At 47.7% G+C, this 21,078-nt stretch carries 23 protein-coding genes and 1 riboswitch; of the genes, 21 read left to right on the top strand and 2 right to left on the bottom strand.

Going from position 1 to position 21,078, the window contains the following annotated elements; translation table 11 throughout:
• Positions 1-286 precede the first annotated feature (286 nt).
• The 13 genes from PBN151_RS25695 to PBN151_RS25635 all read left to right on the top strand — a co-directional run bounded on the left by PBN151_RS25695 (position 287) and on the right by PBN151_RS25635 (position 8,792).
• Positions 287-787 carry an Lrp/AsnC family transcriptional regulator gene (locus PBN151_RS25695; protein WP_021254574.1) on the top strand — a complete coding sequence of 167 codons (501 nt, stop codon included), beginning with the start codon at positions 287-289 and terminating at the stop codon, positions 785-787.
• A gap of 13 nt (positions 788-800) precedes the next feature.
• A complete protein-coding gene (locus PBN151_RS25690; protein WP_072731426.1) occupies positions 801-2,009 on the top strand; it encodes an aminotransferase class I/II-fold pyridoxal phosphate-dependent enzyme in 1,209 nt (402 codons plus the stop codon).
• A gap of 255 nt (positions 2,010-2,264) precedes the next feature.
• Positions 2,265-2,417, top strand: a complete 153-nt coding sequence (locus PBN151_RS32110) for an aspartyl-phosphate phosphatase Spo0E family protein (protein WP_227775078.1) — start codon at positions 2,265-2,267, stop codon at positions 2,415-2,417.
• Positions 2,418-2,549: 132 nt separating this feature from the next.
• Positions 2,550-3,089: a hypothetical protein gene (locus tag PBN151_RS25680; RefSeq protein ID WP_072731425.1), complete on the top strand. Its 540-nt coding sequence runs from the start codon at positions 2,550-2,552 to the stop codon at positions 3,087-3,089.
• A gap of 88 nt (positions 3,090-3,177) precedes the next feature.
• Complete coding sequence (locus tag PBN151_RS25675; protein WP_072731424.1) at positions 3,178-3,744, top strand: adenosylcobinamide-phosphate guanylyltransferase; 567 nt, start codon at positions 3,178-3,180, stop codon at positions 3,742-3,744.
• Between the two features lie 66 nt (positions 3,745-3,810).
• The gene (locus PBN151_RS25670) at positions 3,811-4,395 is read left to right on the top strand and encodes a cob(I)yrinic acid a,c-diamide adenosyltransferase (RefSeq protein ID WP_072731422.1); all 585 of its coding nucleotides are present in this window, start codon (positions 3,811-3,813) and stop codon (positions 4,393-4,395) included.
• A complete protein-coding gene (locus tag PBN151_RS25665; protein ID WP_072731420.1) occupies positions 4,388-5,404 on the top strand; it encodes an RluA family pseudouridine synthase in 1,017 nt (338 codons plus the stop codon). Before PBN151_RS25670 ends, PBN151_RS25665 begins: the two co-directional genes overlap by 8 nt.
• 25 nt (positions 5,405-5,429) lie before the next feature.
• Positions 5,430-5,801: an arsenate reductase family protein gene (locus PBN151_RS25660; RefSeq protein ID WP_021254581.1), complete on the top strand. Its 372-nt coding sequence runs from the start codon at positions 5,430-5,432 to the stop codon at positions 5,799-5,801.
• Positions 5,802-6,252: 451 nt separating this feature from the next.
• On the top strand, positions 6,253-6,957 hold the full coding sequence (locus PBN151_RS25655; protein WP_021254582.1) for an MgtC/SapB family protein: 705 nt from the start codon (positions 6,253-6,255) through the stop codon (positions 6,955-6,957).
• 53 nt (positions 6,958-7,010) lie between these two features.
• Positions 7,011-7,439 carry a magnesium transporter MgtE N-terminal domain-containing protein gene (locus PBN151_RS25650; protein WP_072731418.1) on the top strand — a complete coding sequence of 143 codons (429 nt, stop codon included), beginning with the start codon at positions 7,011-7,013 and terminating at the stop codon, positions 7,437-7,439.
• Positions 7,436-7,693, top strand: coding sequence for a CBS domain-containing protein (locus PBN151_RS25645; RefSeq protein WP_072731416.1), 258 nt, complete (start codon positions 7,436-7,438; stop codon positions 7,691-7,693). Before PBN151_RS25650 ends, PBN151_RS25645 begins: the two co-directional genes overlap by 4 nt.
• On the top strand, positions 7,680-7,784 hold the full coding sequence (locus PBN151_RS32585; protein ID WP_175560800.1) for a CBS domain-containing protein: 105 nt from the start codon (positions 7,680-7,682) through the stop codon (positions 7,782-7,784). Before PBN151_RS25645 ends, PBN151_RS32585 begins: the two co-directional genes overlap by 14 nt.
• A gap of 117 nt (positions 7,785-7,901) precedes the next feature.
• Complete coding sequence (locus PBN151_RS25635; protein ID WP_028531861.1) at positions 7,902-8,792, top strand: 5'-3' exonuclease; 891 nt, start codon at positions 7,902-7,904, stop codon at positions 8,790-8,792.
• Positions 8,793-8,893: 101 nt separating this feature from the next.
• Here the strand turns inward: PBN151_RS25635 and PBN151_RS25630 are convergent, their stop codons facing one another.
• Positions 8,894-9,190, bottom strand: a complete 297-nt coding sequence (locus PBN151_RS25630) for a DUF3055 domain-containing protein (protein WP_021254585.1) — start codon at positions 9,188-9,190, stop codon at positions 8,894-8,896.
• A gap of 275 nt (positions 9,191-9,465) precedes the next feature.
• On the opposite strand from PBN151_RS25630, the gene PBN151_RS25625 reads away from it, so the two are divergent.
• Positions 9,466-10,527, top strand: coding sequence for an HRDC domain-containing protein (locus tag PBN151_RS25625; RefSeq protein ID WP_072731412.1), 1,062 nt, complete (start codon positions 9,466-9,468; stop codon positions 10,525-10,527).
• Positions 10,528-10,779: 252 nt separating this feature from the next.
• Here the strand turns inward: PBN151_RS25625 and corA are convergent, their stop codons facing one another.
• Positions 10,780-11,715, bottom strand: a complete 936-nt coding sequence (corA, locus tag PBN151_RS25620) for a magnesium/cobalt transporter CorA (protein ID WP_072731410.1) — start codon at positions 11,713-11,715, stop codon at positions 10,780-10,782.
• On the opposite strand from corA, the gene PBN151_RS31535 reads away from it, so the two are divergent.
• The 7 genes from PBN151_RS31535 (at position 11,715) to thrS (ending at position 20,897) form a co-directional block, all read left to right on the top strand.
• Entirely contained in the window at positions 11,715-11,987 is a 273-nt protein-coding gene (locus tag PBN151_RS31535) for a hypothetical protein (protein ID WP_175560799.1), read from the top strand. The two genes, corA and PBN151_RS31535, sit on opposite strands and share 1 nt — an antisense overlap.
• A 274-nt stretch (positions 11,988-12,261) precedes the next feature.
• Positions 12,262-12,388, top strand: a riboswitch (SAM riboswitch).
• A 167-nt stretch (positions 12,389-12,555) separates the two neighbouring features.
• Positions 12,556-13,500, top strand: a complete 945-nt coding sequence (gene metA, locus PBN151_RS25615) for a homoserine O-acetyltransferase MetA (RefSeq protein WP_021254588.1) — start codon at positions 12,556-12,558, stop codon at positions 13,498-13,500.
• Positions 13,497-14,678, top strand: a complete 1,182-nt coding sequence (locus PBN151_RS25610; RefSeq protein ID WP_072731409.1) for an aminotransferase class I/II-fold pyridoxal phosphate-dependent enzyme — start codon at positions 13,497-13,499, stop codon at positions 14,676-14,678. Before metA ends, PBN151_RS25610 begins: the two co-directional genes overlap by 4 nt.
• A gap of 5 nt (positions 14,679-14,683) precedes the next feature.
• Positions 14,684-15,874 (top strand): trans-sulfuration enzyme family protein, encoded by a 1,191-nt coding sequence (locus PBN151_RS25605; protein ID WP_072731407.1) that lies wholly within the window; start codon positions 14,684-14,686, stop codon positions 15,872-15,874.
• A gap of 224 nt (positions 15,875-16,098) precedes the next feature.
• On the top strand, positions 16,099-17,238 hold the full coding sequence (gene mqnC, locus PBN151_RS25600) for a cyclic dehypoxanthinyl futalosine synthase (RefSeq protein WP_028531863.1): 1,140 nt from the start codon (positions 16,099-16,101) through the stop codon (positions 17,236-17,238).
• Between the two features lie 183 nt (positions 17,239-17,421).
• Positions 17,422-18,378 carry a putative sporulation protein YtxC gene (gene ytxC / locus PBN151_RS25595; RefSeq protein ID WP_083545331.1) on the top strand — a complete coding sequence of 319 codons (957 nt, stop codon included), beginning with the start codon at positions 17,422-17,424 and terminating at the stop codon, positions 18,376-18,378.
• 545 nt (positions 18,379-18,923) lie between these two features.
• The gene (thrS, locus tag PBN151_RS25590; protein ID WP_072731406.1) at positions 18,924-20,897 is read left to right on the top strand and encodes a threonine--tRNA ligase; all 1,974 of its coding nucleotides are present in this window, start codon (positions 18,924-18,926) and stop codon (positions 20,895-20,897) included.
• Positions 20,898-21,078 lie beyond the last annotated feature (181 nt).

Genomic DNA, 21,078 nt, shown 5'->3' with positions numbered 1-21,078 from the left:
AGAGTCGTCTCACAAGTAGTAAAAACCTACTTATGGGACAGCCCCTTTTTACTTGCGGCTGTAGTACGGAGATGACCTACCAACCAGCAAAGCTGCAATTTCGCATGGTCGTGGACCTTCAATTCCATTACGGCAACAGGTATCATAGCAGTAGGAAATGCACTAGGAAATTATGAAATGCGCAGTAAAGCCTGTTGATATTGGCGTGCTCATATGAAAAGGTGTATCATATGTAGCATATTTACACTAAGTCGGCTTGCCACTGCAGGTCGAGGGAGGATCGAATATGAAGGATTTGAGCGATTTTAATATTAGCATACTTAAATTGTTAAAAGAGGACGCGCGTCGTTCCCCGGCGCTCATCGCCACGATGCTTGGTGTTGACGAAGAGAAAGTTCGCACCGCGATTGCCGAGATGGAAGAAGAGCACGTCATTGTTAAATATGCAACGGTAGTGAATTGGAGCAAAGTTGATGATGAGACTGTAACCGCCCTTATTGAAGTGCAAATAACTCCAGAGCGTGGTCGTGGCTTTGAGGGTATTGCAGAGCGAATATACTTATTCCCACAGGTGAAGTCCGTATACTTGATGTCTGGCGCCTATGATTTGCTAGTTGAGGTAGAAGGAAAGAACTTGCGTGAAGTAGCTTCCTTCGTATCCGACAAGCTGTCTCCGATTGAATCGGTATTGTCGACGAAGACACACTTCATCCTGAAGAAGTATAAGCAGGACGGCATTATTTATGAAGAGCGCGAGGATGATCATCGTCTCGTAATTACCCCGTGAAAGGTGAAGTGCTATGATTAAGGAAGAAGAGAAGCAAGCTGGCGTACGCTCCATGAGCGACTATATTAACCCATTGGTACGTGACATTGCGCCATCCGGTATTCGTAAGTTTTTCGACTTGGCTAACGCCAGCAAGGACATCATCACACTCGGTGTCGGGGAACCGGATTTCTGCACGCCTTGGCATGTTCGTGAAGCGTGTGTATATTCGTTAGAGCGTGGTCGTACGAAGTACACTTCCAATGCAGGGATGCTGGAACTGCGCGAAGCGATTGCAGAATATTTGAACAATTCATTCCAAGTAAAATATGAACCGTCAGATGAAGTGCTTGTTACCGTTGGCGGATCGGAAGCCATTGATCTGGCACTGCGGACGCTGGTTGCCCCAGGCGATGAAATCCTTATTCCGGAACCGTGTTATATCTCATATTCGCCGATCGTGTCGATTGGTGGTGGGGTAGCGGTAGGAGTTGAGACGGATGCTGCTAATCAGTTCAAGCTGACTGCGGAGGCGTTGAAGGCTAAGCTTACACCGAAATCCAAGGTACTGATTTTATGCTATCCGAGTAATCCAACAGGCGGTATTATGACCTATGAGGATTGGCTCCCGATCGCGAAGATTGTTGAAGAACACGATTTGATCGTCATTTCAGACGAGATTTATGCTGAATTGACATATGATCAGAAGCATGTCAGCTTCGCATCCATTCCAGGCATGAAGGACAGAACGGTGCTTGTCAGCGGATTCTCCAAGGCATTTGCCATGACTGGCTGGCGGATGGGGTATGCATGCGGTCATCCGGAGATCATTGCCGCGATGATGAAGATTCATCAATATACGGTCATGTGTGCACCGATAATGGGACAGATTGCCGCCCTTGAAGCATTGCGCAATGGGATGGGCGAGAAGGATCATATGATGGAGTCGTACAATCAGCGCAGACGTCTTGTTGTGAACGGATTCCGCGAAATTGGTCTGGAATGCCATGAGCCGCAAGGAGCTTTTTATGCATTCCCATCCATTAAGTCAACTGGACTTACTTCAGAGCAATTTGCCCATCGGTTGTTGTTCGAAGCAAAGGTTGCGGCTGTTCCGGGTGATGTGTTCGGTCTGGGAGGAGAAGGCCATATTCGCTGCTCTTATGCGACATCCGTTGCGCAATTGAATGAAGCTCTTGATCGAATGGGGCGTTTCCTCGACAAGATGAAGCAAGAAATGTGATAATTATTCATAATCAACGAAAATGAACTAGTTTTCTTTCTTTCCCTCTGGTATAATATAACATGTCTCGCAGAACTGTCCCATGTTATGGAACATCTGGAGAAACCTAGGATATTCTAGAATCGCCATGAAGGGAGGAAAGGTCGATTGTTTTGTTCGAACTATACCTTGACGTCGTATCCGCATAGTTCAGTGAGAGAAGATAGATCTCATGTAAGATGGTCGGGCAGAACAAGAAACATTTCGTCCAAGCTATTGGCGCTTGAGTATGAAATCCTTGTCCTTCGCAAGCAAATGGAGCAGATGTTCCAAGAGGAGCAGTCCTTTACTGCAGAGACAGTAATCGAGATTAGCAGCATGTTGGACTTGAAGATTAATGAATATATGAAGTCACAATCGATGAAATAGATGGTGCGTGAGGAAGACTCCTATGAGGAGTCTTCTTTTTTTGCCTATGTTGTTTATGATATAGTGAAGGTTGGGATTTATTAAACGGACAATACATTTATATGGGGCAACGTGGAGAGGGGACAGGCTATCATGCGCAATTGGAGATGGATCGGTGTTCTAGTGGTATTGCTTGTGCTTGTAAGTGGTTGTGGAGGGCCTAAAGCCGATGCTACGGTATTCATTATGACATCATCGTCATTACCTCCCGAAATGACAAGTGCACTGCAGGATGATCTGAATAAGACGTTTGAGAATAAATTCACAGTCCAAGTCGTCGCTTCACCGTTGTACAGCATCGAGAAGTTGTTTGTGGAATATGCGGCTGGAGAGAATAGTGTAATGGTCATTCCAGAGGAGGACGCGAAGAGAATGGCTCCTCAGGGTGGACACGTAGCTCTTGATAAGTATTTTGATGCCAAAAAATATAGCGAAGGCGTGTATGACGGTGCTGTATATGAAGGCAAGGAAGAGCATAAAGGAACTTTCTTATTCTCGTTGTCTGCAGAGAAGCTGCCTGTCTTGAAGAAACATGGCATTCAGGAAAAGGGGCTGTCTGTTACGATTCCTTCGCGCACACCTGATGAAGCCAGATCCGTTGAGATACTCAAGGCTCTTGCTGAAGAGAAGTAATATGGCTTGATTTAGACAGATCGTACAGATAGATAAGCAATCATTGGACATCACGGTAAGACATCATAAGTGAAAGGGGGGAGCGCTCGTGATCATTGGTGTAACAGGAAGCACCGGGAGCGGGAAAACATCATTTGCAATGCATTATGCTGCAACGTTCGGGCGTGAAGGGTTCTACATGACTACCCGTCTTACGCCGCTTCCGGTTGAATTGCCTGCGCCACCCCATTTCACATGGCAGACGATTGATACGGAATGTGCTTTGCCAGAAGTTCTGCATCGAATCAATGAGCAATCCAATATGTACCGGGCCGACCGGCGTGTACTTGTCATTGATAGCGTTACCTCGTATTTGCATGGCGCACACGAACGAATTATGGAGGAAATGGACAATAAGCAGGATCTTGCTGAATACGCTGGGCGCTTGACAGCTGCGCGGATGGAGTTGCAAGAGGCATTGTTCATCTTTCAAGGCAAGCTGTTCATTATTACGAACGAGCCTCCAGGCTACACACCTTTCACGAATCCGCTTGAAGTTGAGTATATTGTGCAGCACGCCGCTCTGAATCGCGAGCTTGTAAAGCGGAGTACACAATGGTTCCGGATGACTTCAGGAATTCCAGAGGACATTAGCGCGAAGCGGAAACGAAAGTAAACTAGCAATGTGCACGTGGAGAGGACATTAAGCCCAGGATAGAACGGTAATGAGGAGGCATAGCAAATGAAGTTATATACGCGTACAGGTGATGAAGGAACGACATCGTTGATAGGTGGTCGGGTACCGAAGGATCATTTGCGGGTAGCAGCTTATGGGGAGCTTGATGAGCTGAATTCATTCGTCGGCTGGGCGATTACTTGCTGCCATGGAGATGAAATGAAAGCACTTCGGGAGCAGTTATCCGTGATTCAGCATGAATTGTTCGATTGCGGAGCCGATACCGCTTATGCGGAGCAGAAGCAGGGGAAATTCATTTATAAAATTCGTCCAGAACAGGTGGAGCAGCTTGAGAAATGGATGGACGAGCATGAGACAGCGAATGAGCCGATCACAAAGTTCATTTTGCCAGGAGGATCCGAGGCGGCAGCAGCCCTGCATATATGTCGAACTGTGTGTCGAAGAGCGGAGCGTCAGCTCGTTACGCTCTCGCATCAGGAGACCGTACATGTCGAAGTAATGAAATATGTGAATCGATTGTCAGACTATTTCTTTGCAGTGGCGCGCCGGGCAAATGGTCTTGTTGGCGTTCAGGATCAGGAATATGTGAGAAGTGCTGACGTGTTCAGGAAGAAGGAGCAGCATGATTGAAGAAGAAGGGAAGCAAGAAGCGGACGGCTTGTCTGGGGAGATTGCGGCTGAGCTGTCCTATGTAGTGCCTGAGAGTGAAGAAGGGATTCAACTCCGAACCGTTCTCCGTTCCAGATTGAATTTGTCGAGGCGTTTATTGAAGCGGCTGAAGACGTTGGAACAAGCGATAACGGTGAATGGAGGTACAGAATACAATGGAAGAATTCTTACGGTGCGCGACAAGCTTCGTGCGGGTGATCTGATTCGGGTGGAGATTGCAGAGGATCATGTGGATACAATCGAACCAGAGCCAATCCCGATTCAGATTGTGTACGAGGATGAGGATATTCTCGTGCTCAATAAGCAGGCAGGCATAGTGGTTCATCCAACCAAGGGATATCCGAATGGGACATTGGCTAATGGAGTTGTCCATCATTGGCGGATGCGTGGCGAGCGAACCCGATTTCGACCAGCGAATCGGCTCGACCAAGAGACCTCTGGGCTGCTTATTGTTGCGAAGCACGGCCACGCTCATCATCAATTATCGGATCAGATGCAGAAGAATGAGGTGTGGAAGCAGTATGAGGCATTTGTATTTGGGATTCCTCGTGAGGAAGAAGGGACGGTACATGCTCCAATCGATAGAGACAAGGAGCAGCCTCATCTTCGTGTCGTGACACCGGATGGATACGATTCTATCACGCATTATCGTGTGCTGGAGTCCTACCATGGACAAGCTGCAAGAGTAAGCTGCCGACTGGAGACAGGACGTACTCATCAAATCCGGGTGCATATGAAGCATATCGGAAGTCCGCTGCTGGGCGATAAGTTCTATGCTGATCCTGATCTGGTGAATACTCCGCTGCTTCAGGCTGCAGTGGAGCCATTAACGCGGCATGCGCTTCATGCCTCTGAGCTGCGATTTACACACCCGATGAGTGGGGTTAAGCTTCACTTTAAGGCCGAGCTTCCTCAGGAACTAGTAGAACTGCGTGACCGGCTTGTTGGCTGGAGGAGCAATAATGAATGATGTTATGAGAGGAGTTACATGACATATGAACGTTACTGTATATCAATATGCCAAATGCGGCACTTGCCGTAAAGCAGTGCAGTGGCTCAAGGGACAAGGCTATGATGTTGCACTGATCCCGATCGTAGAGGAGCCGCCAAGCAGCGAGGAATTGCGCGCACTAGTTGCCCAAAGCGGATTGGAGTTGAAGAAATTCTTCAATACGTCTGGCGAAGTATACAAGGCGATGCAGCTTAAGGACAAGCTGCCAACGATGAGCGAGCAGGAACAGTTGAATCTGCTGGCATCGAATGGCAAGCTGATCAAGCGTCCTATTGTTACAGATGGGTATCGAGCAACAGTCGGCTTCAAGGAAGAGATGTTTGCAGAAGCGTGGGGCACGGCCTCCAAGCATTAAGAAGGAATTGCAACTGTTGATGACAAGCAGCACATTGGTACGATGTTGTTCAGGTTAACAGGAACCGTGTTAATAGATCATGCAAGATGAGGAAGATGATGGTTGACATCACGTGAACGAACAAGTAAGATTCCTCATGGAAGTATTTAACTAGCGATGAAAGGGGAGGGTAATGGTGGAAGGCAGTCCGAGTCATTTGCGACAACTGATGTACACTCGTAGAGAGGATGTGTCCTATACAAGCGGCCCTCCCATGTCTTGCTGTGCCCTGAATCGTCTTGCATCCTGTATGCACGAAAAGAATCAGTAGGCTTATTTGACGTGTGAGGAATCGACTTGCTGGATGAAATCAAGCTCTCTCTTTGCGAGGGGGCTTTTTTGCGTGTAGATGTTTTTTTTGTAGTAGATGTTGAATTTGAGTAAGTTGAATTTGGGTAAGAAGGTGATCGACATGATATTTTTGACATTGGAAATGATGATGAAGCTCGGTTTGGCGCTATTATTCGGTTTGCTGATTGGGCTTGACAGACAAATTAAGCAAAAACAGCTTGGTTTGAGACCGAGTATGGTCATATGTATTGCCAGCTGCCTGGTTACGATTGTGTCAATTGAGGCATTCGGGAAGTTCGGCGGCACTAACCATCCGAATATGGATCCAATGCGCTTGGCAGCTCAGATCATAAGCGGGGTCGGTTTTATTGGAGCGGGTGTTATCTTGCGAAGAAGCAATGAGGTTATTTCCGGTCTCACTTCTGCAGCATTAATCTGGTCGGCGTCTGCTCTCGGTGTAGCGATTGGGGCTGGATTCTATTTAGAAGCAACTTGCGGTGCGGCGCTGCTGATTACGGCTGTCAACCTCATTCCGGGTTTAATTAAGATGATTGCCCCTGCCAAGTTGAACCGGCATGATGTGGCGTTGAAGATCGTCGTAGAATCGAACCACCGGATGACGGATCTCATAAAGAAGATTCAGCGCAAGGATCGAACGGATGCAGATGAGTTCCATATCCGCCACTTTAAACTCAAGGATCTGGATAAGGATCGCCAGCGAATTGACCTAGTGCTATCTGTGCCAAGTAATCAATACTTGACGGAAATCTATTATTCCATCAAGAAGATTGAGCATGTTGTGAGCGTAGAGATCGAGCAATTGTAAGTAGAGCTCAAGAAGATGGATTGAAGTCGGCTGCATGAGAGGAGAGGAAGACCGTGATTACATTAAACCATTATCAATTCAGAGAAGAATACACCTACTGTATGCTGCAAGCATTGAAAGGCTCAAAAAAAGATACGTTTCGGACTGATTTTCTGGAACTGCACCCCACCGATCAGGCAGAAATTTTTACGGAGATGGATCGTACATGCCGAATGCGTATCTATGAGTACTTGAACCCTGCCGAATTTGGCACAATCTTCTGTGAACTGGCTCCGAGGAAGCAGAAGGAGTGTATGCTGGAGCTGGCCAGACCGTATGCGATTCAGATGCTGAACGGACTTCCTTCCGATGATGCAGCTGATTTTATTGGATTGCTGTCTTATCAAGAGGCGGATTTCTATCTTGATCATATGGAGAGGGAAGAGGAGAGGACATTAAGCAATTGCTCGCTTACCCAGAAGGTACAGCTGGATCACTTATGACAACGGAGATCATCCGAATCCGTACGACAGATACAATTGCTGAGGTTCTTGATTGGATGCGCCGTTGCTTGACGAATGTGGAGACTATTTATTATTTGTGTGTGACCGATGAGCGGGATACACTGCTCGGCGTTGTGTCGCTGCGTGATTTCCTTATCTCTTCGCCCGAGCGTTCTGTGCATGAAATGATGAATCCCGCATCTCGTTACGATCGAACTAGATGCACCGCAAGCGGATGTCTTGAACATTATTAAGAAGTATGGCCTTCTGGCTGTTCCGGTAGTAACGGAGGACAGTCGGTTAGTCGGGATCGTGACTTTTGATGATGTAATGTCTCATTTGTAGCATAAATAGAAAGAATGAGTATGGGTTCCTTGCTTGGCAGAATCCGTTATCTAGCGATTGTAGGAATTATGATATACTTGACGATAGGCATTGAAGCGAAAGGGGTAATCCATACCGATGGAAGTACAATTGAATGATAATAAGGAGCAGCGCTTACTGCTCGTTGATGGAATGGCGCTCTTATTTCGCGCCTATTTCGCTACTGCGTACGGCGGTTCTATTCGTCGAATGAAGGATGGAACACCAACGAATGCGGTGTATGGCTTTATGAGATATTTCTGGGATGCGGTAGAACGGTTCGAGCCGACTCATATTGCATGCTGCTGGGATCTCGGGAGCAAGACATTTCGCTCAGAACAGTTCACAGCGTACAAAGCAAATCGTCCCGATTGCCCAGAGGATCTGGTACCACAATTTCAACTCATTCGGGATGTAATGGATGGATTCGGCATCCCTAATATATCGGCTGAAGGATTCGAGGCAGATGACTGTATCGGAACCTTGTCGCGCTTATTCCGTGATGATATGCATGTCTTTGTCCTGACAGGCGACCACGATATGCTGCAGCTTGTTCATGAACGGACGACTGTGATCATTATGAAGAAGGGGCATGGCAATTATGCAGTCTATTCGCCATTGTCACTCATGGAGGAGCGTCAGCTGACTCCAGAGCAGGTGGTTGATGTGAAGGGGCTTATGGGAGATACTGCGGACAACTATCCAGGCGTGAAAGGGATAGGTGAGAAAACAGCACATAAACTGATCCAGCAATATCAGAGCATTGAGGGAATATTGGAGAATTTGCCGGAGCTTGCGAAGGGTGTACGGACGAAGATTGAGTCCGACCTTGAGATGCTCCATTTGTCACGACAGCTTGCGCGCATCAACTGCGATGTGCCGGTAGAATGCCAGATGGATGTCTGTGTATTTGCGCCAGAGCGCGAGTCCGTCAGTGCAATATTTGAGCGTCTGGAAATGAAAAGTATGATATCGTACGTCGGAATGTAACGAACATGGGCGGCAGAATTGAAGGGGAGGAGCAGAAGCTCCTCCCTTTTTTGATCATAAGTGCTGTATGAAGGTTGGGTTCGTGCATCCGCGTCATCAGCTTAATCGGTGAAATGCGCCTCGCCTATGACCATGTACAGGAAGCCGCGAAGCTCTTCTCCCTCTTCCTCCGACAAGCGATAAAAGGATTCTAAATAACCTTCTTCCTTGAGATCGTCCTGTCCGAGAATGGCGGTCAGCCCGCTCTGCAAGTCGGTAACGAGCTTCTTGCCGTAAAAACGGCCTGTAGATGTAATCGCCAAATCAAAGCGCCGATAGCTGTGCCCTACGAAGGTGACGAAGCGTGTTGTTGTCGTCTCTGTGCTGTCCGATAGAAAATCAAGATCATGATTGCTCATTGTTAGCCTCCCTTATCTGCTGCTCCAATAAGATGATATTATTATATAGTAGCGTCCAACATTTAGAAATAGAAATACAGGAATTGACACTGGAGATGAGCATGTTATAATGGTAATAAATTCATAACTAGGACGAGGAAGCACCTCATTGCGATGCGTATATACGTACCGTGATGAGGTGCTTTCTTTTTTGTCCGAAAGAAGTGAATAGAAGGTCGCAGCAATCGGAGAGGTTGTATCATTATCAAGTCTATCGAATAGGGAGGGCGTAGTTGATGCAAATTGTATGGATGGCCAGATTAGAGCGAATGGTGCTGGACGATGGGGAGATGGTGTCTTCTCGTAAGCGGAAGAGGGGAGTAGATTCTTCTCGTGAAACCGCATATGGATTAGTTACAGCTGGAGTAGATGAGGGGAAGTGGATCCTACTCTGGGAACCAGATGGACAGCCTGCCGAAGTATGGTTCGAGGGGACGGTATGGGCCGAGATGCGGGCGGCTATGCGGCGTGGCATGGCGCGTTTGCTGCACGCTGGGTACCGTCTGACTATTGGGTTTGTGCCGGAGGCCGATATACACGAGCGCAGAATGAAGGAACGCAATGAATGGGTTGCCTGCTATGCGGATTTATATGCCCGATCCGAGGTATATGAACAGCTTGCGAAGTGGCGTAGGGAGACGGCGAGCAAGCTGCGCCGGGCCCCTTATTGGATTGCGACGAATCGTATGCTGCGTATGGTCAGTGCCTTGCTTCCGCACACCTTGGAAGAGCTGAAGCAGCTTCCTGGATTCGGGGAAGCGAAGCTGGCATCCTATGGAGCGGACATCATTGCAATTGCGAAGGGGTTTGAGAGGACATCGACTTTCCCGCTGGATTGGATATCCTCCGTTGTATCCGAAGAGGAGTTCGCGAAGTGGGTCTATTCCGAATGGGAAGCGAAGCAGAATCAAGAGCTCTCCAAGCTGACAGACCGCCGTGTATTGCTGGAAGGCTTGCAGCAGCAGTTATCGATTGCGCAATTGATAGAGCTTCTTCAGGTAGATCGGCGTGAACTCATTATGCGCATTGAGACGGTAGAACGTGAAGGCTATAATGTGTGCATGCTGGTTGAATCGGAGCTTCAATCTATGCCGGAAGAGCAGCGGGCAACGATAGAGCTGGCATTCGATGAACTGGGCGATGAATACTTGAAGCCAATCTATGTGAAGGCATTTGGAGAATCGGCATTGGACGAATCTTATGCCGAGGTACAAGCGAACTATGAGCGGATTCGATTGCTGCGGCTTCTGCATCGAAGCAGAGCGAGAAGCAGCAGCGTTGCACAGGCGGCTAGCTGACGGATGCCATATTCGAAGGACGTATGCCCGAGCTCGTTAATGAATTTATTCTGCTGTTTAGGCTAGTTTAGGGGCGTCTTGCTATTTTGTTTGGAAAGCAGCGAAAAACAATTCGCAGTGGTTGGCTTCGTTTTTCGTCATCGGCGAACAAGGTGAGCAAATGGGGATAATCGGGAAATGGTAATGCAAAGAAAACAAAGCGGGGGTGTCCAAGGTCATTATCAAATGACTTTAGAACACCCCCGCTGATTATTAAATCCAATCTTTCTTGCGGAATAAGTAGAACATAAAGATACCAAGCGCAAGCATGAATCCGATCATATACAAGGAGCCGTACTCCCAGTCCATAATTGGAATATATCCGAAGTTCATGCCGTAGATCCCTGTTATTAAGGTTAGCGGCATGAATATAGTTGTAATGGCTGTGAACACTCTCATAATATCGTTTGCGCGATTCGCGATGCTAAGCTGATAAGATTCACGTAAGTTGCCCATAAGGTCGCGGAACGTTTCGAATGTCTCCGATACTTTGACGGCATTCTCGTAAATATCCTGGAAGTACTTCTGCAGGTCATCGCCGATCAGCCGCAATTCCTTACGATAGAGGACAAGCAGTACCTCTTTTTGAGGGCCAAGACCCTTCTTGAGCCACAGAATCTCACTTCGCAAGCTGATGATTTCATTGAGATGTTCTTTCTTCGTGCTCATAATGAGCTCTTCCTCAAGCTTGTCGATTTTCGCTTCAATTCGATCTCCTACTGTGAAGTAGTTGTCGACAACCAAGTCAATGAGCAGGTAGAGCATAAGGTCAGGCGTACTCGCTTGCTGCTCCCACAATACAGGCTTCACCATACGCAGCTCGTTAATCTTCTGCTTCGTTACGGTAATAATGAAGTGCTTGCCGAGGAAAATGTTCAATGAGCGTAAAAAGATCTCTTCATCGTCAAAGCGAATGCTGTTGAACACGATAAAATAATGACCTTCATAAATTTCGATTTTGGGACGCTGCTCTTCTTCACTCATACAGTCCTCAACTGCCAAATCATGCATGCTGAATAATGGCTGCAGAACGACCAAATCCTCAATGTCAGCATCGATCCAGTAGAAGCCATTCTCTGGCGGTGTTAATGTGACATTGATATCTTCCTCAGTCGTGAAGACGCCCTCGTTGACCAGACGGATTTTCATTGCACTCACTCCTTGACGCTGTCGCCATTGCGACATGCGCATCGTCTAAATGTTACCAGACGACTCGAAACAAGGCTGGGCATGCGCAGTCCGTCGTTCGCGCACGTGATATAAGCCTAGGCACAATTAGTGAACTAGGTTCTCTGCAGAGGCACGAATCCCGACATTGGACTGCGAACTTGCCGCTGCCTGTCGAATCGTATTATTCGGTTGTACGTACGTACTACGGAACGACCTCGGGTCGCCATCCATCCGAACTCACCTCAGCTTGAATAATTGTACGTGACTTTATACATCATGCGTCCAGGAAGGAACGATTGTTGCCTTCGATTCTAATAATTAAGTAAGGCTTCGACGCACCTTGTTAAGTATAACGCTCGTACTTCAACCTTTCAAGACAAAATCCATTGCCGGAATTCGTCAATAATGTATCGTATGCGAAGGGGGTGAAATCGTGATTTTTTGTTGTGTTCACCTCTTGACGAACAGCTTCTCTTTGCCGTACATTATTACCAAGGCCAAATCAAATGAATATTCATATAAGCAATCTTATCAAGAGTAGGTGGAGGGACAAGCCCGATGAAGCCCGGCAACCGGCGATGCGCAGTATGAAGCGCGACGCACGGTGCTAATTCTTGCAGGGACGATGAAAGTCGTTACTGACAGATGAGAGAGGCTCATGAGCATGTATAACATGACCTTTCTCGTAGTCGAGGAAGGTCTTTTTTGTATGTCTCTAGTCATTTGTGCCGTTTCAAGTCAGGCCTGTTTGCGGTTGTGGCCAATGTGATTTCATGTGCCGACACCATCCAATTACCATTTTCGAGGGGGAGAGCGTCAATGCCGATTAAAATTCCGGATCATTTGCCGGCCAAAGAAATTTTGACCCAGGAGAATATCTTCGTCATGGACGAAACGAGAGCCTATCATCAAGATATTCGTCCGCTGCGAATCATCATTCTCAACTTGATGCCGACGAAAGAGACTACGGAAACCCAACTCCTGCGCTTAGTGGGCAACACGCCGCTGCAAGTTGAGGTGACGCTCCTTCATCCAGCAAGCCATACATCAAAAAATACGTCCGCACAGCACTTATCTTCGTTCTACAAAACATTTGAAGATATTGAAGGAGAGCAGTTTGATGGCATGATCATTACGGGTGCTCCTGTCGAACAGATGAAGTTTGAAGATGTAGACTATTGGGATGAGTTGTGCCGCATTATGGAATGGTCTAAGGAGAATGTAACTTCCACGTTCCATATTTGCTGGGCATCACAAGCGGGCCTCTATCATCACTATGGAATTGCGAAATATGCACTGGATCAGAAAATTTTCGGTGTATACGAGCATGTACTAACTAAGGAAAATGTGAATCTGACACGCGGCTTCGACGAGATGTTTCTTGTACCGCAATCCCGTCATACGGAATTTCGGAGAGAAGATGTCGCGAAGATTGCCGAGTTAGAAATATTAGCGGAGTCGGAAGAAGCAGGAGTGTATTTGGTAGCGACACATGATGGGAAGCAAATTTTCGTGACCGGTCATTCGGAATACGATCCCTGTACACTGAAGTGGGAGTATGACCGCGATATTGCAAAGGGGATGGAGATGGACATTCCGATAAATTATTTCCCGAATAACGATCCTTCCCGCAAGCCTTACTCCACTTGGCGTGCGCATGCCAGCCTCCTCTTCTCAAATTGGCTGAACTACTACGTATATCAAGAAACACCTTACGAATTGGGCAAAGCCGTACCGCGCAAGGAAGGGGCTCATCAACTATGATCGAACGCAACGAAGAGAACTACCGCATCGAAAGTCGATTAGCTCAAATTGGATCGGTTCATGAACCAAAAACGGGAGCTATTAATTATCCGATTTACCAAGCAACTGCATTCAGGCATCCGAAGCTTGGACAGAGCACGGGGTTTGATTATATTCGGACGAAGAGCCCGACTCGTACTGTTCTAGAGGAAGCGGCGGCTGCTTTGGAATGTGGGGATGCCGGATTTGCCTGTAGTTCTGGGATGGCTGCATTACAGACATTGTTCGCGATGTTCAGTTCAGGCGATCATCTGATTGTTTCCCTCGATTTGTACGGTGGCACTTATCGTCTGCTGGAACGAATTATGTCTCGTTTCGGCGTGACGGCCTCTTATGTAGATACGAATGATTTTGATGCGCTTGAGTCTGTAAGAACACCGCAGACGAAGGCTGTCTTTATAGAGACGCCTACGAACCCCTTGATGATGATTACGGATATCGAGAAGGTAGCGGCGTGGGCGAAGGTTCATGGAATTCTCACTATCGTTGATAATACGCTGCTAACGCCATTTTTCCAACGCCCGATTGAACTTGGGGCAGATATGGTAGTCCACAGCGCAACGAAGTACTTGGGCGGACATAATGATGTGCTTGCTGGTCTGATCGTAACGAAAGGGGAGCAATTATCGGAAGAAATCGCCTTCCTGCATAATTCGATCGGGGCTGTCCTGAGCCCATCGGACTCCTATCAATTGATGCGAGGCATGAAGACACTTGCCCTTCGTATGGAGCGGCATCAGTACAACGCAACCCGCATTGCCGAATGGCTGCTAGAGCATCCCGCCATCGACAATGTGTATTATCCTGCATTCGAGCAGCATCCGGGATATGAGATTCAACAGCGCCAATCGTCGGGCAACACAGGCATCTTCTCCTTCCGCTTGAAGAATGCAGCTTATGTAGAGCCGATCCTGCGCCACTTGAAATTGATCGCCTTCGCGGAGAGCTTGGGTGGGGTAGAGTCGCTGATGACTTATCCGGCGGTTCAGACCCATGCTGATATTCCGCAGGAGATTCGGGATCAGATTGGTGTAGACGATCGCTTGCTAAGATTCTCGGTTGGAATTGAACATGTTGATGACCTAATCGCTGACTTGGAGCAAGCGATAGAAGCGGCTAGAGTAGAAGTGGAGGGATAACGGAGATGAGTGAGCAGAATTCGAATCAAGCATCAGACGGTCAGTTAGGCAAGCAATCACGCCGGTTTGCGACGAAGCTGATCCATTTTGGCGGTGAGATCGATGCCGGTACGGGAGCTTCCAGTGTCCCGATTTACCAAGCTACGACATTCCATCATGAGGACATTTACAATCCGCCTCAGTACGATTACTCTCGTTCTGGCAATCCGACACGTGAGGCATTGGAGCAATATATTGCACTGCTCGAGGGTGGAACGAATGGATTTGCCTTCGCATCCGGGATGGCAGCGATCTCTTCGACATTCTTGCTGTTATCGGCAGGAGATCATGTTATCGTAACGGAAGATGTGTATGGTGGAACGTACCGTCTCCTGACCTCCATTTTAAACCGGTTGAACATTGAGTCTACTTTAGTGGATATGACCGACATTGAGCAGGTGAAGGCTGCGCTTCGTTCAAATACGAAGGCTGTCTATATGGAGACACCGTCCAACCCGACGCTCAAAATTACAGATATTGCAGAAGTGACAGCATGGGCCAAGGAAAAGGGGCTGCTCACCATGCTGGATAATACGTTCATGACTCCTTATCATCAGCGTCCGATTGAGCTGGGTGTCGATATTGTCTTACATAGTGCAACCAAGTTCTTGGGCGGACACAGTGATGTGCTCGCAGGTCTGGCAGTAACAGCCAACGAGAGTCTTGGACGCCGTGTGAAGCAATTGCAGAATGGCCTTGGCACTGTGCTTGGGGTTCAGGACAGTTGGCTGCTGATGAGAGGCATGAAAACATTGGAAGCTCGGATGAATCAGAGTGAGCAGAGCGCCCGTCGCCTTGCTCTGTGGCTGAGTGAACGGTCGGACATTGCTGACGTCTATTACCCTGGTCTAGCCGATCATCCTGGCCGTGAGGTGCATGAGAAGCAATCACTGGGATACGGCGCAGTGGTATCATTCGATGTGGGTTCTGGCGAACGGGCGAAGCAAGTGCTGAACAACGTGACAATCCCGCTTGTGGCAGTCAGCCTTGGCGCTGTTGAGAGCATCTTGTCTTATCCTGCCATGATGTCTCACGCAGCAATGCCGCATGAAGTTCGTCTGCAGCGTGGAATTACGGATGGATTGCTCCGCTTTTCTGTTGGGCTTGAACATGTCGAGGATTTGATTGCGGATTTGGATCAGGCGTTATCCAAATAACCGATTCTATCCAGCACCCTTCTCATGGAAGGGTGCTGTTTTTTATGGGCGATGTATGTTACGATTATTTAGTGAAGCTGCTTCTTGAGCGATACAATGCACAACTAGATGATGAAGCAGCATGTGCAATAATCCGTACAATTTAACCCCGCCGTGAGCGGGGTCTACTTCGCTTTATATACGAGAGTGTAAGGCAACATATGAGAGGGGAAGTGACTGTGACGATGTCACCGATAGACCGCATTTTGGACAAAGCGCTTCGTGGTGAACGATTGAATACAGACGATTGCGTGACCTTGTTCGAATCTGATCAGATCGAGAAAATGGGGGCAGCTGCCGACCAAATTATGAAGAAATGGCATCCAGATCCGATTGCTACATTTGTAATTGGGCGCAATGTCAACTATACAAATATTTGTGATACGTACTGCAGATTCTGTGCCTTCTACCGTGCTCCGGGTTCGAAGGAAGGTTACGTGCTTCCTGATGAAGTCATCTTCCAGAAGATTCAGGAAACGATCGATGTAGACGGAACTGAGATTCTGATGCAGGGCGGAACAAACCCAGAGCTTCCATTCAGCTATTATACGAACCTGCTTCGCGAAATTAAGAAACGGTTCCCAAGTATTACAATGCACTCCTTCTCTCCTGCGGAGATTATGAAGATGAAGGAAGTCTCGAATGGACTATCTCTAGAAGAGGTAATCCGTCAAATTCATGAAGCGGGTCTTGACTCGCTGCCGGGCGGCGGCGCTGAAATTTTGGACGACCGTACTCGCCGGAAGATCAGTCGCTTGAAGGGTTCATGGCGTGATTGGATGGACGTCATGCAAACTGCCCATAAGGTCGGCATGAATACAACGGGCACGATGGTTATCGGCTTCGGCGAGCTGCTGGAAGAGCGTGCACTTCACTTGGAGCGCATTCGTACAGCACAAGATGAATGCATGCAGAACGGCCATCCTTCCAAGGGCTTCCTTGCGTTCATTCCATGGACATTCCAACCGGACAACACGAACATGAAGGCAGAGCGCGTATCGCCTGAAGAGTATTTGAAGACACTCGCGATCAGCCGCTTGTTCCTGGATAATATTCCGAACTTCCAAGCTTCATGGGTAACGATGGGGCCGGAAATTGGCAAGAAGACGCTCAGCTTCGGCTGCAATGACTTCGGCAGTACGATGATTGAGGAGAATGTCGTATCGGCTGCTGGTGCTACACATAAAGTAAACATCGGGAGCACGCTGCAGCTTATCCGCGAAGCGGGCAAGATTCCTGCGCAGCGTGATACGAAATATAATATTTTGCGTGTGTTCGACGATGAACATGCAACGGTTGCCAAAGATTTTGTTATGCAGAATTAGGCGTCAATTGAAAATGAAGCAGTACACCTGCTGGACTTTCCGTGTGGATAGCCAGCAGGTGTTTTTTTATTTTTGGCAATAATGCCAGAAGGAATGCGAGCGTCCTCTGTTTTCCAGATTCGTCTTCGTATATCTCCATTCATGACCCCATATACTTAAGAAGGAACAGAAAGGAGTGGGCTCATGGAGTTGTTCACGATCTCGTTGCCGCTGCGATCCGAATGTGACGCAGTAACGCTGACTGATTTGCTGCAGCAGGAGCTGAGCGATTTACATAAACAGCCGAATGGCGTGGAATTCCAGCAATGGTCTGAAGGGCAGACGGCTTGGATTACATGCCGGGGCATCTTGCCAGGTTTTCAACTGTCTACACAAGGACAAGATGTATGGAATAGAGCGGCCAAGGCAGTTGCTGAATTTATTCTGTCCCAAAAAGAAAGGCTGCTTCTTGCTTCCTTAATTGCAAAGGATTCGAAATACAGTGAAGAGGAACGCCGTAAAATTGAGGAATACTGCCAGCAGCTGCTCAACGGTGGAGATGAAACCGGTTCTAGTGAGTCCAGACGCAGACGCAAAGGGAAGCTTACACGTGCACTGCGGCGATATTTAGAAGATCATACAGCCCTTAATGTTGAAGGGTTCATTCAGTTCCGCTTGCGGCACTATTTAACAGAGCTTCGTGAAGTGGTTGACTATGCGATTGATGAATATGTACTTGAACGGCAGTATCAAGAGTTCATCGGTCTATTGAAATACTTCGTGTTCATTCAGGAGACGAAGATCCCGCTTGCGCACTTAATGCACAAGGGCGGTCATGAATTTACGCTACTAGATGAGGAGCTTCAGCCGCTTGAGCCGAAGCATGTGATGAATGGCATGGTTGTGGAGATGATTGATTATGACATGGAGATGGAGGATATGATTGTGAGTACACTCATCAATGTATCCCCGCAAAATATTATCATTCACACGCGCGAGCCAGAATCTCAGGTGATTAAGACGATTCAGCAAATCTTCGAATCGAGGGTGCATGTATGTGTATTGTGTAGTTCTTGTCATGCTGTGCTTGGTGGAGATGGCTGGCCTCACGAGACTCTTGTACGTAACAACGTGCAGGACGGTTCGATGCTGCGGCCATAGCATTTCATGATTCAGGAATCGAAGCTTGACCACCCTGCGAAGATCGCATATAATATGCGGTATTGAGTAATCAATAGCATACGATATGCGATGACAAAGACATGAATAACGGACGGAACCGTTCAGAGAGAGGGATCGAGGCTGCAAGTCCCTTCGGCAACGCTGTTTATTTACCACTTTAGAGCTTTGGATGGGAACAACGAGCTAATCTCGGTTAGTATCATCCAACGAATCATTCCCGTTACCGAATGCTCAAGGACTGATCTGAGGAAAGTGAGCGACAGAGCATTGCGGCATATGTTGCTGTAATTGTGATCGCGTAAGCATCATCAGCAGTTGAATGAGGGTGGAACCACGGGTTACTAATTGTCTATAACACTCGTCCCTTTTACAGGGCGGGTGTTTTTTATTTTTTCAGACAAATTCAATAGGCTGTGTTGTGTGCGGTGAAGATGGGAAGAACGTGTAATTGTTTGTTTTCTAGCCGGCATAAAGAAGATTGACAGCAGATTGAATGATGCCATATAAACTGGGAGGAATCGCAAATGTCTAACGTAAAAGTAACATTTCCAGACGGTGCTGTTCGTGAATATGAGCAAGGCACTACAATCGAAGATGTAGCGGGTTCAATTAGCAGCGGCTTGAAGAAGGCTGCACTAGCGGGGAAACTGGATGGCAAGGTTGTTGACCTGTATACGCCGATTCAAGAAGATGCCAAGATTGAAATTGTAACGGCAGACTCAGAAGACGGGCTTGAAGTGCTTCGCCATAGTTCAGCTCACTTGACAGCGCAAGCAATCAAGCGCTTGTACAAGGACGCAAACGTGAAACTTGGTATCGGTCCCGTTATCGAAGATGGCTACTACTATGATATTGACCTTGATATCTCCTTGACGCCTGAGGATCTGCCGAAGATCGAGAAGGAAATGCAGCGTATCGTGAACGAGAACCTGCCGATTCAACGCCGTGAAGTATCTCGTGAAGAAGCTCTACGCATCTTCACAGAAATCGGTGATGAATTGAAGCTGGAGCTTATCAACGACTTGCCAGAGGATTCTGTGATCACTATTTATGACCAAGGTGAATTCTTCGACTTGTGCCGTGGACCTCACGTCCCATCTACAGGCAAGTTGAAGGTATTCAAGCTCTTGAACTTGGCGGGTGCTTACTGGCGCGGCAACTCGGACAACAAAATGCTGCAGCGTATTTATGGAACAGCATTCTCGAAGAAAGCACAGCTTGATGAGTACTTGCACTTCTTGGAAGAAGCGAAGAAGCGCGATCACCGTAAATTAGGTAAAGAGCTCAAGATCTTCTCCTTCTCCCAAAAAGTTGGACAAGGCTTGCCGCTCTGGCTGCCAAATGGTGCGACATTGCGCCGTACGATGGAGCGCTACATCGTGGATATCGAAGAGCGCTTGGGATACAGCCACGTGTATACACCGGTACTTGCGAATGTGGAATTGTACAAAACATCCGGCCATTGGGAACACTACCAAGAGGATATGTTCCCAACCATGGTTATGGACAACGAAGAGCTTGTTCTGCGTCCAATGAACTGCCCGCACCATATGATGGTGTATAAGTCTGACATGCGCAGCTATCGTGAATTGCCAATTCGTATCGCCGAGTTGGGTACGATGCACCGCTATGAAATGTCCGGGGCGCTCACTGGTTTGCACCGTGTTCGTGCTATGACATTGAACGATGCGCATATCTTCTGCCGTCCGGATCAGATCAAGGAAGAATTCGCGCGCGTTATTAATTTGATTCGCCGCGTATATGACGATTTCGGAATTAAGGATTATCGTTTCCGCTTGTCTTATCGCGATCCGCAGGATACAGAGAAGTACTTCCCAGACGACCATATGTGGGAAATGTCTCAACGCATGCTGCGTGAGGTTGTTGAAGAATTGGGTCTTCCATTCTACGAAGCAGAAGGCGAAGCTGCATTCTACGGACCGAAGCTGGATGTACAAATTAAAACAGCGCTTGGCAAGGAAGAGACACTGTCGACTGCACAGCTGGACTTCTTGCTTCCTGAACGCTTCGAGCTGGAATATGTCGGCGATGACGGACAGAAGCATCGTCCTGTCGTTATCCACCGTGGTATCATCAGTACGATGGAGCGCATGACTGCATTCTTGCTGGAGAACTTCGCAGGAGCGCTTCCGCTCTGGCTCTCTCCGGTTCAAGCGAAGGTCATTCCAGTATCACCGAACTACGAAGAGTATGCGAAGGAAGTAACGGAATCTCTGCGTGATGCAGGTATCCGTGCTGAAGCAGATGTGCGCAACGAGAAGCTTGGCTACAAGATTCGCGAGGCACAGCTGGAGAAAACACCTTACATGCTCGTCGTCGGTGAAAATGAGAAGAACAATGGTGCTGTATCCGTGCGTAAGCGTGGAGAAGGCGACCTTGGCATGAAGCCGGTAGCAGAAGTGGTTGCACTGCTGCAAGAGGAAATCCGTACGCGTCATATTGCGCAGGCTGCTCCACAAGAAGATTCACAGAAATAAAGGGCGAGCTAAGAGCACCCTTGTCATAGAGAAGCTCTCGTCTTAGACGGGTGCTTCTTTTTTTTTTGATTCGCGGCATTCATTACTAAAGTTCCTTAAAATCTTACGTGACAATATTGTAAGCTCCGCATAAGGTTAATCGCACGATATCATTTGTATCTTGCTCTATAATTGAATATAT

It is taken from the genome of Paenibacillus sp. NAIST15-1, assembly GCF_001894745.1.
In the GTDB taxonomy this organism is placed as follows: domain Bacteria; phylum Bacillota; class Bacilli; order Paenibacillales; family Paenibacillaceae; genus Paenibacillus_B; species Paenibacillus_B suaedae.
The sequence above is the reverse complement of the archived record's forward strand: the minus strand, read 5'-3'. Positions and strand labels throughout refer to the sequence as shown.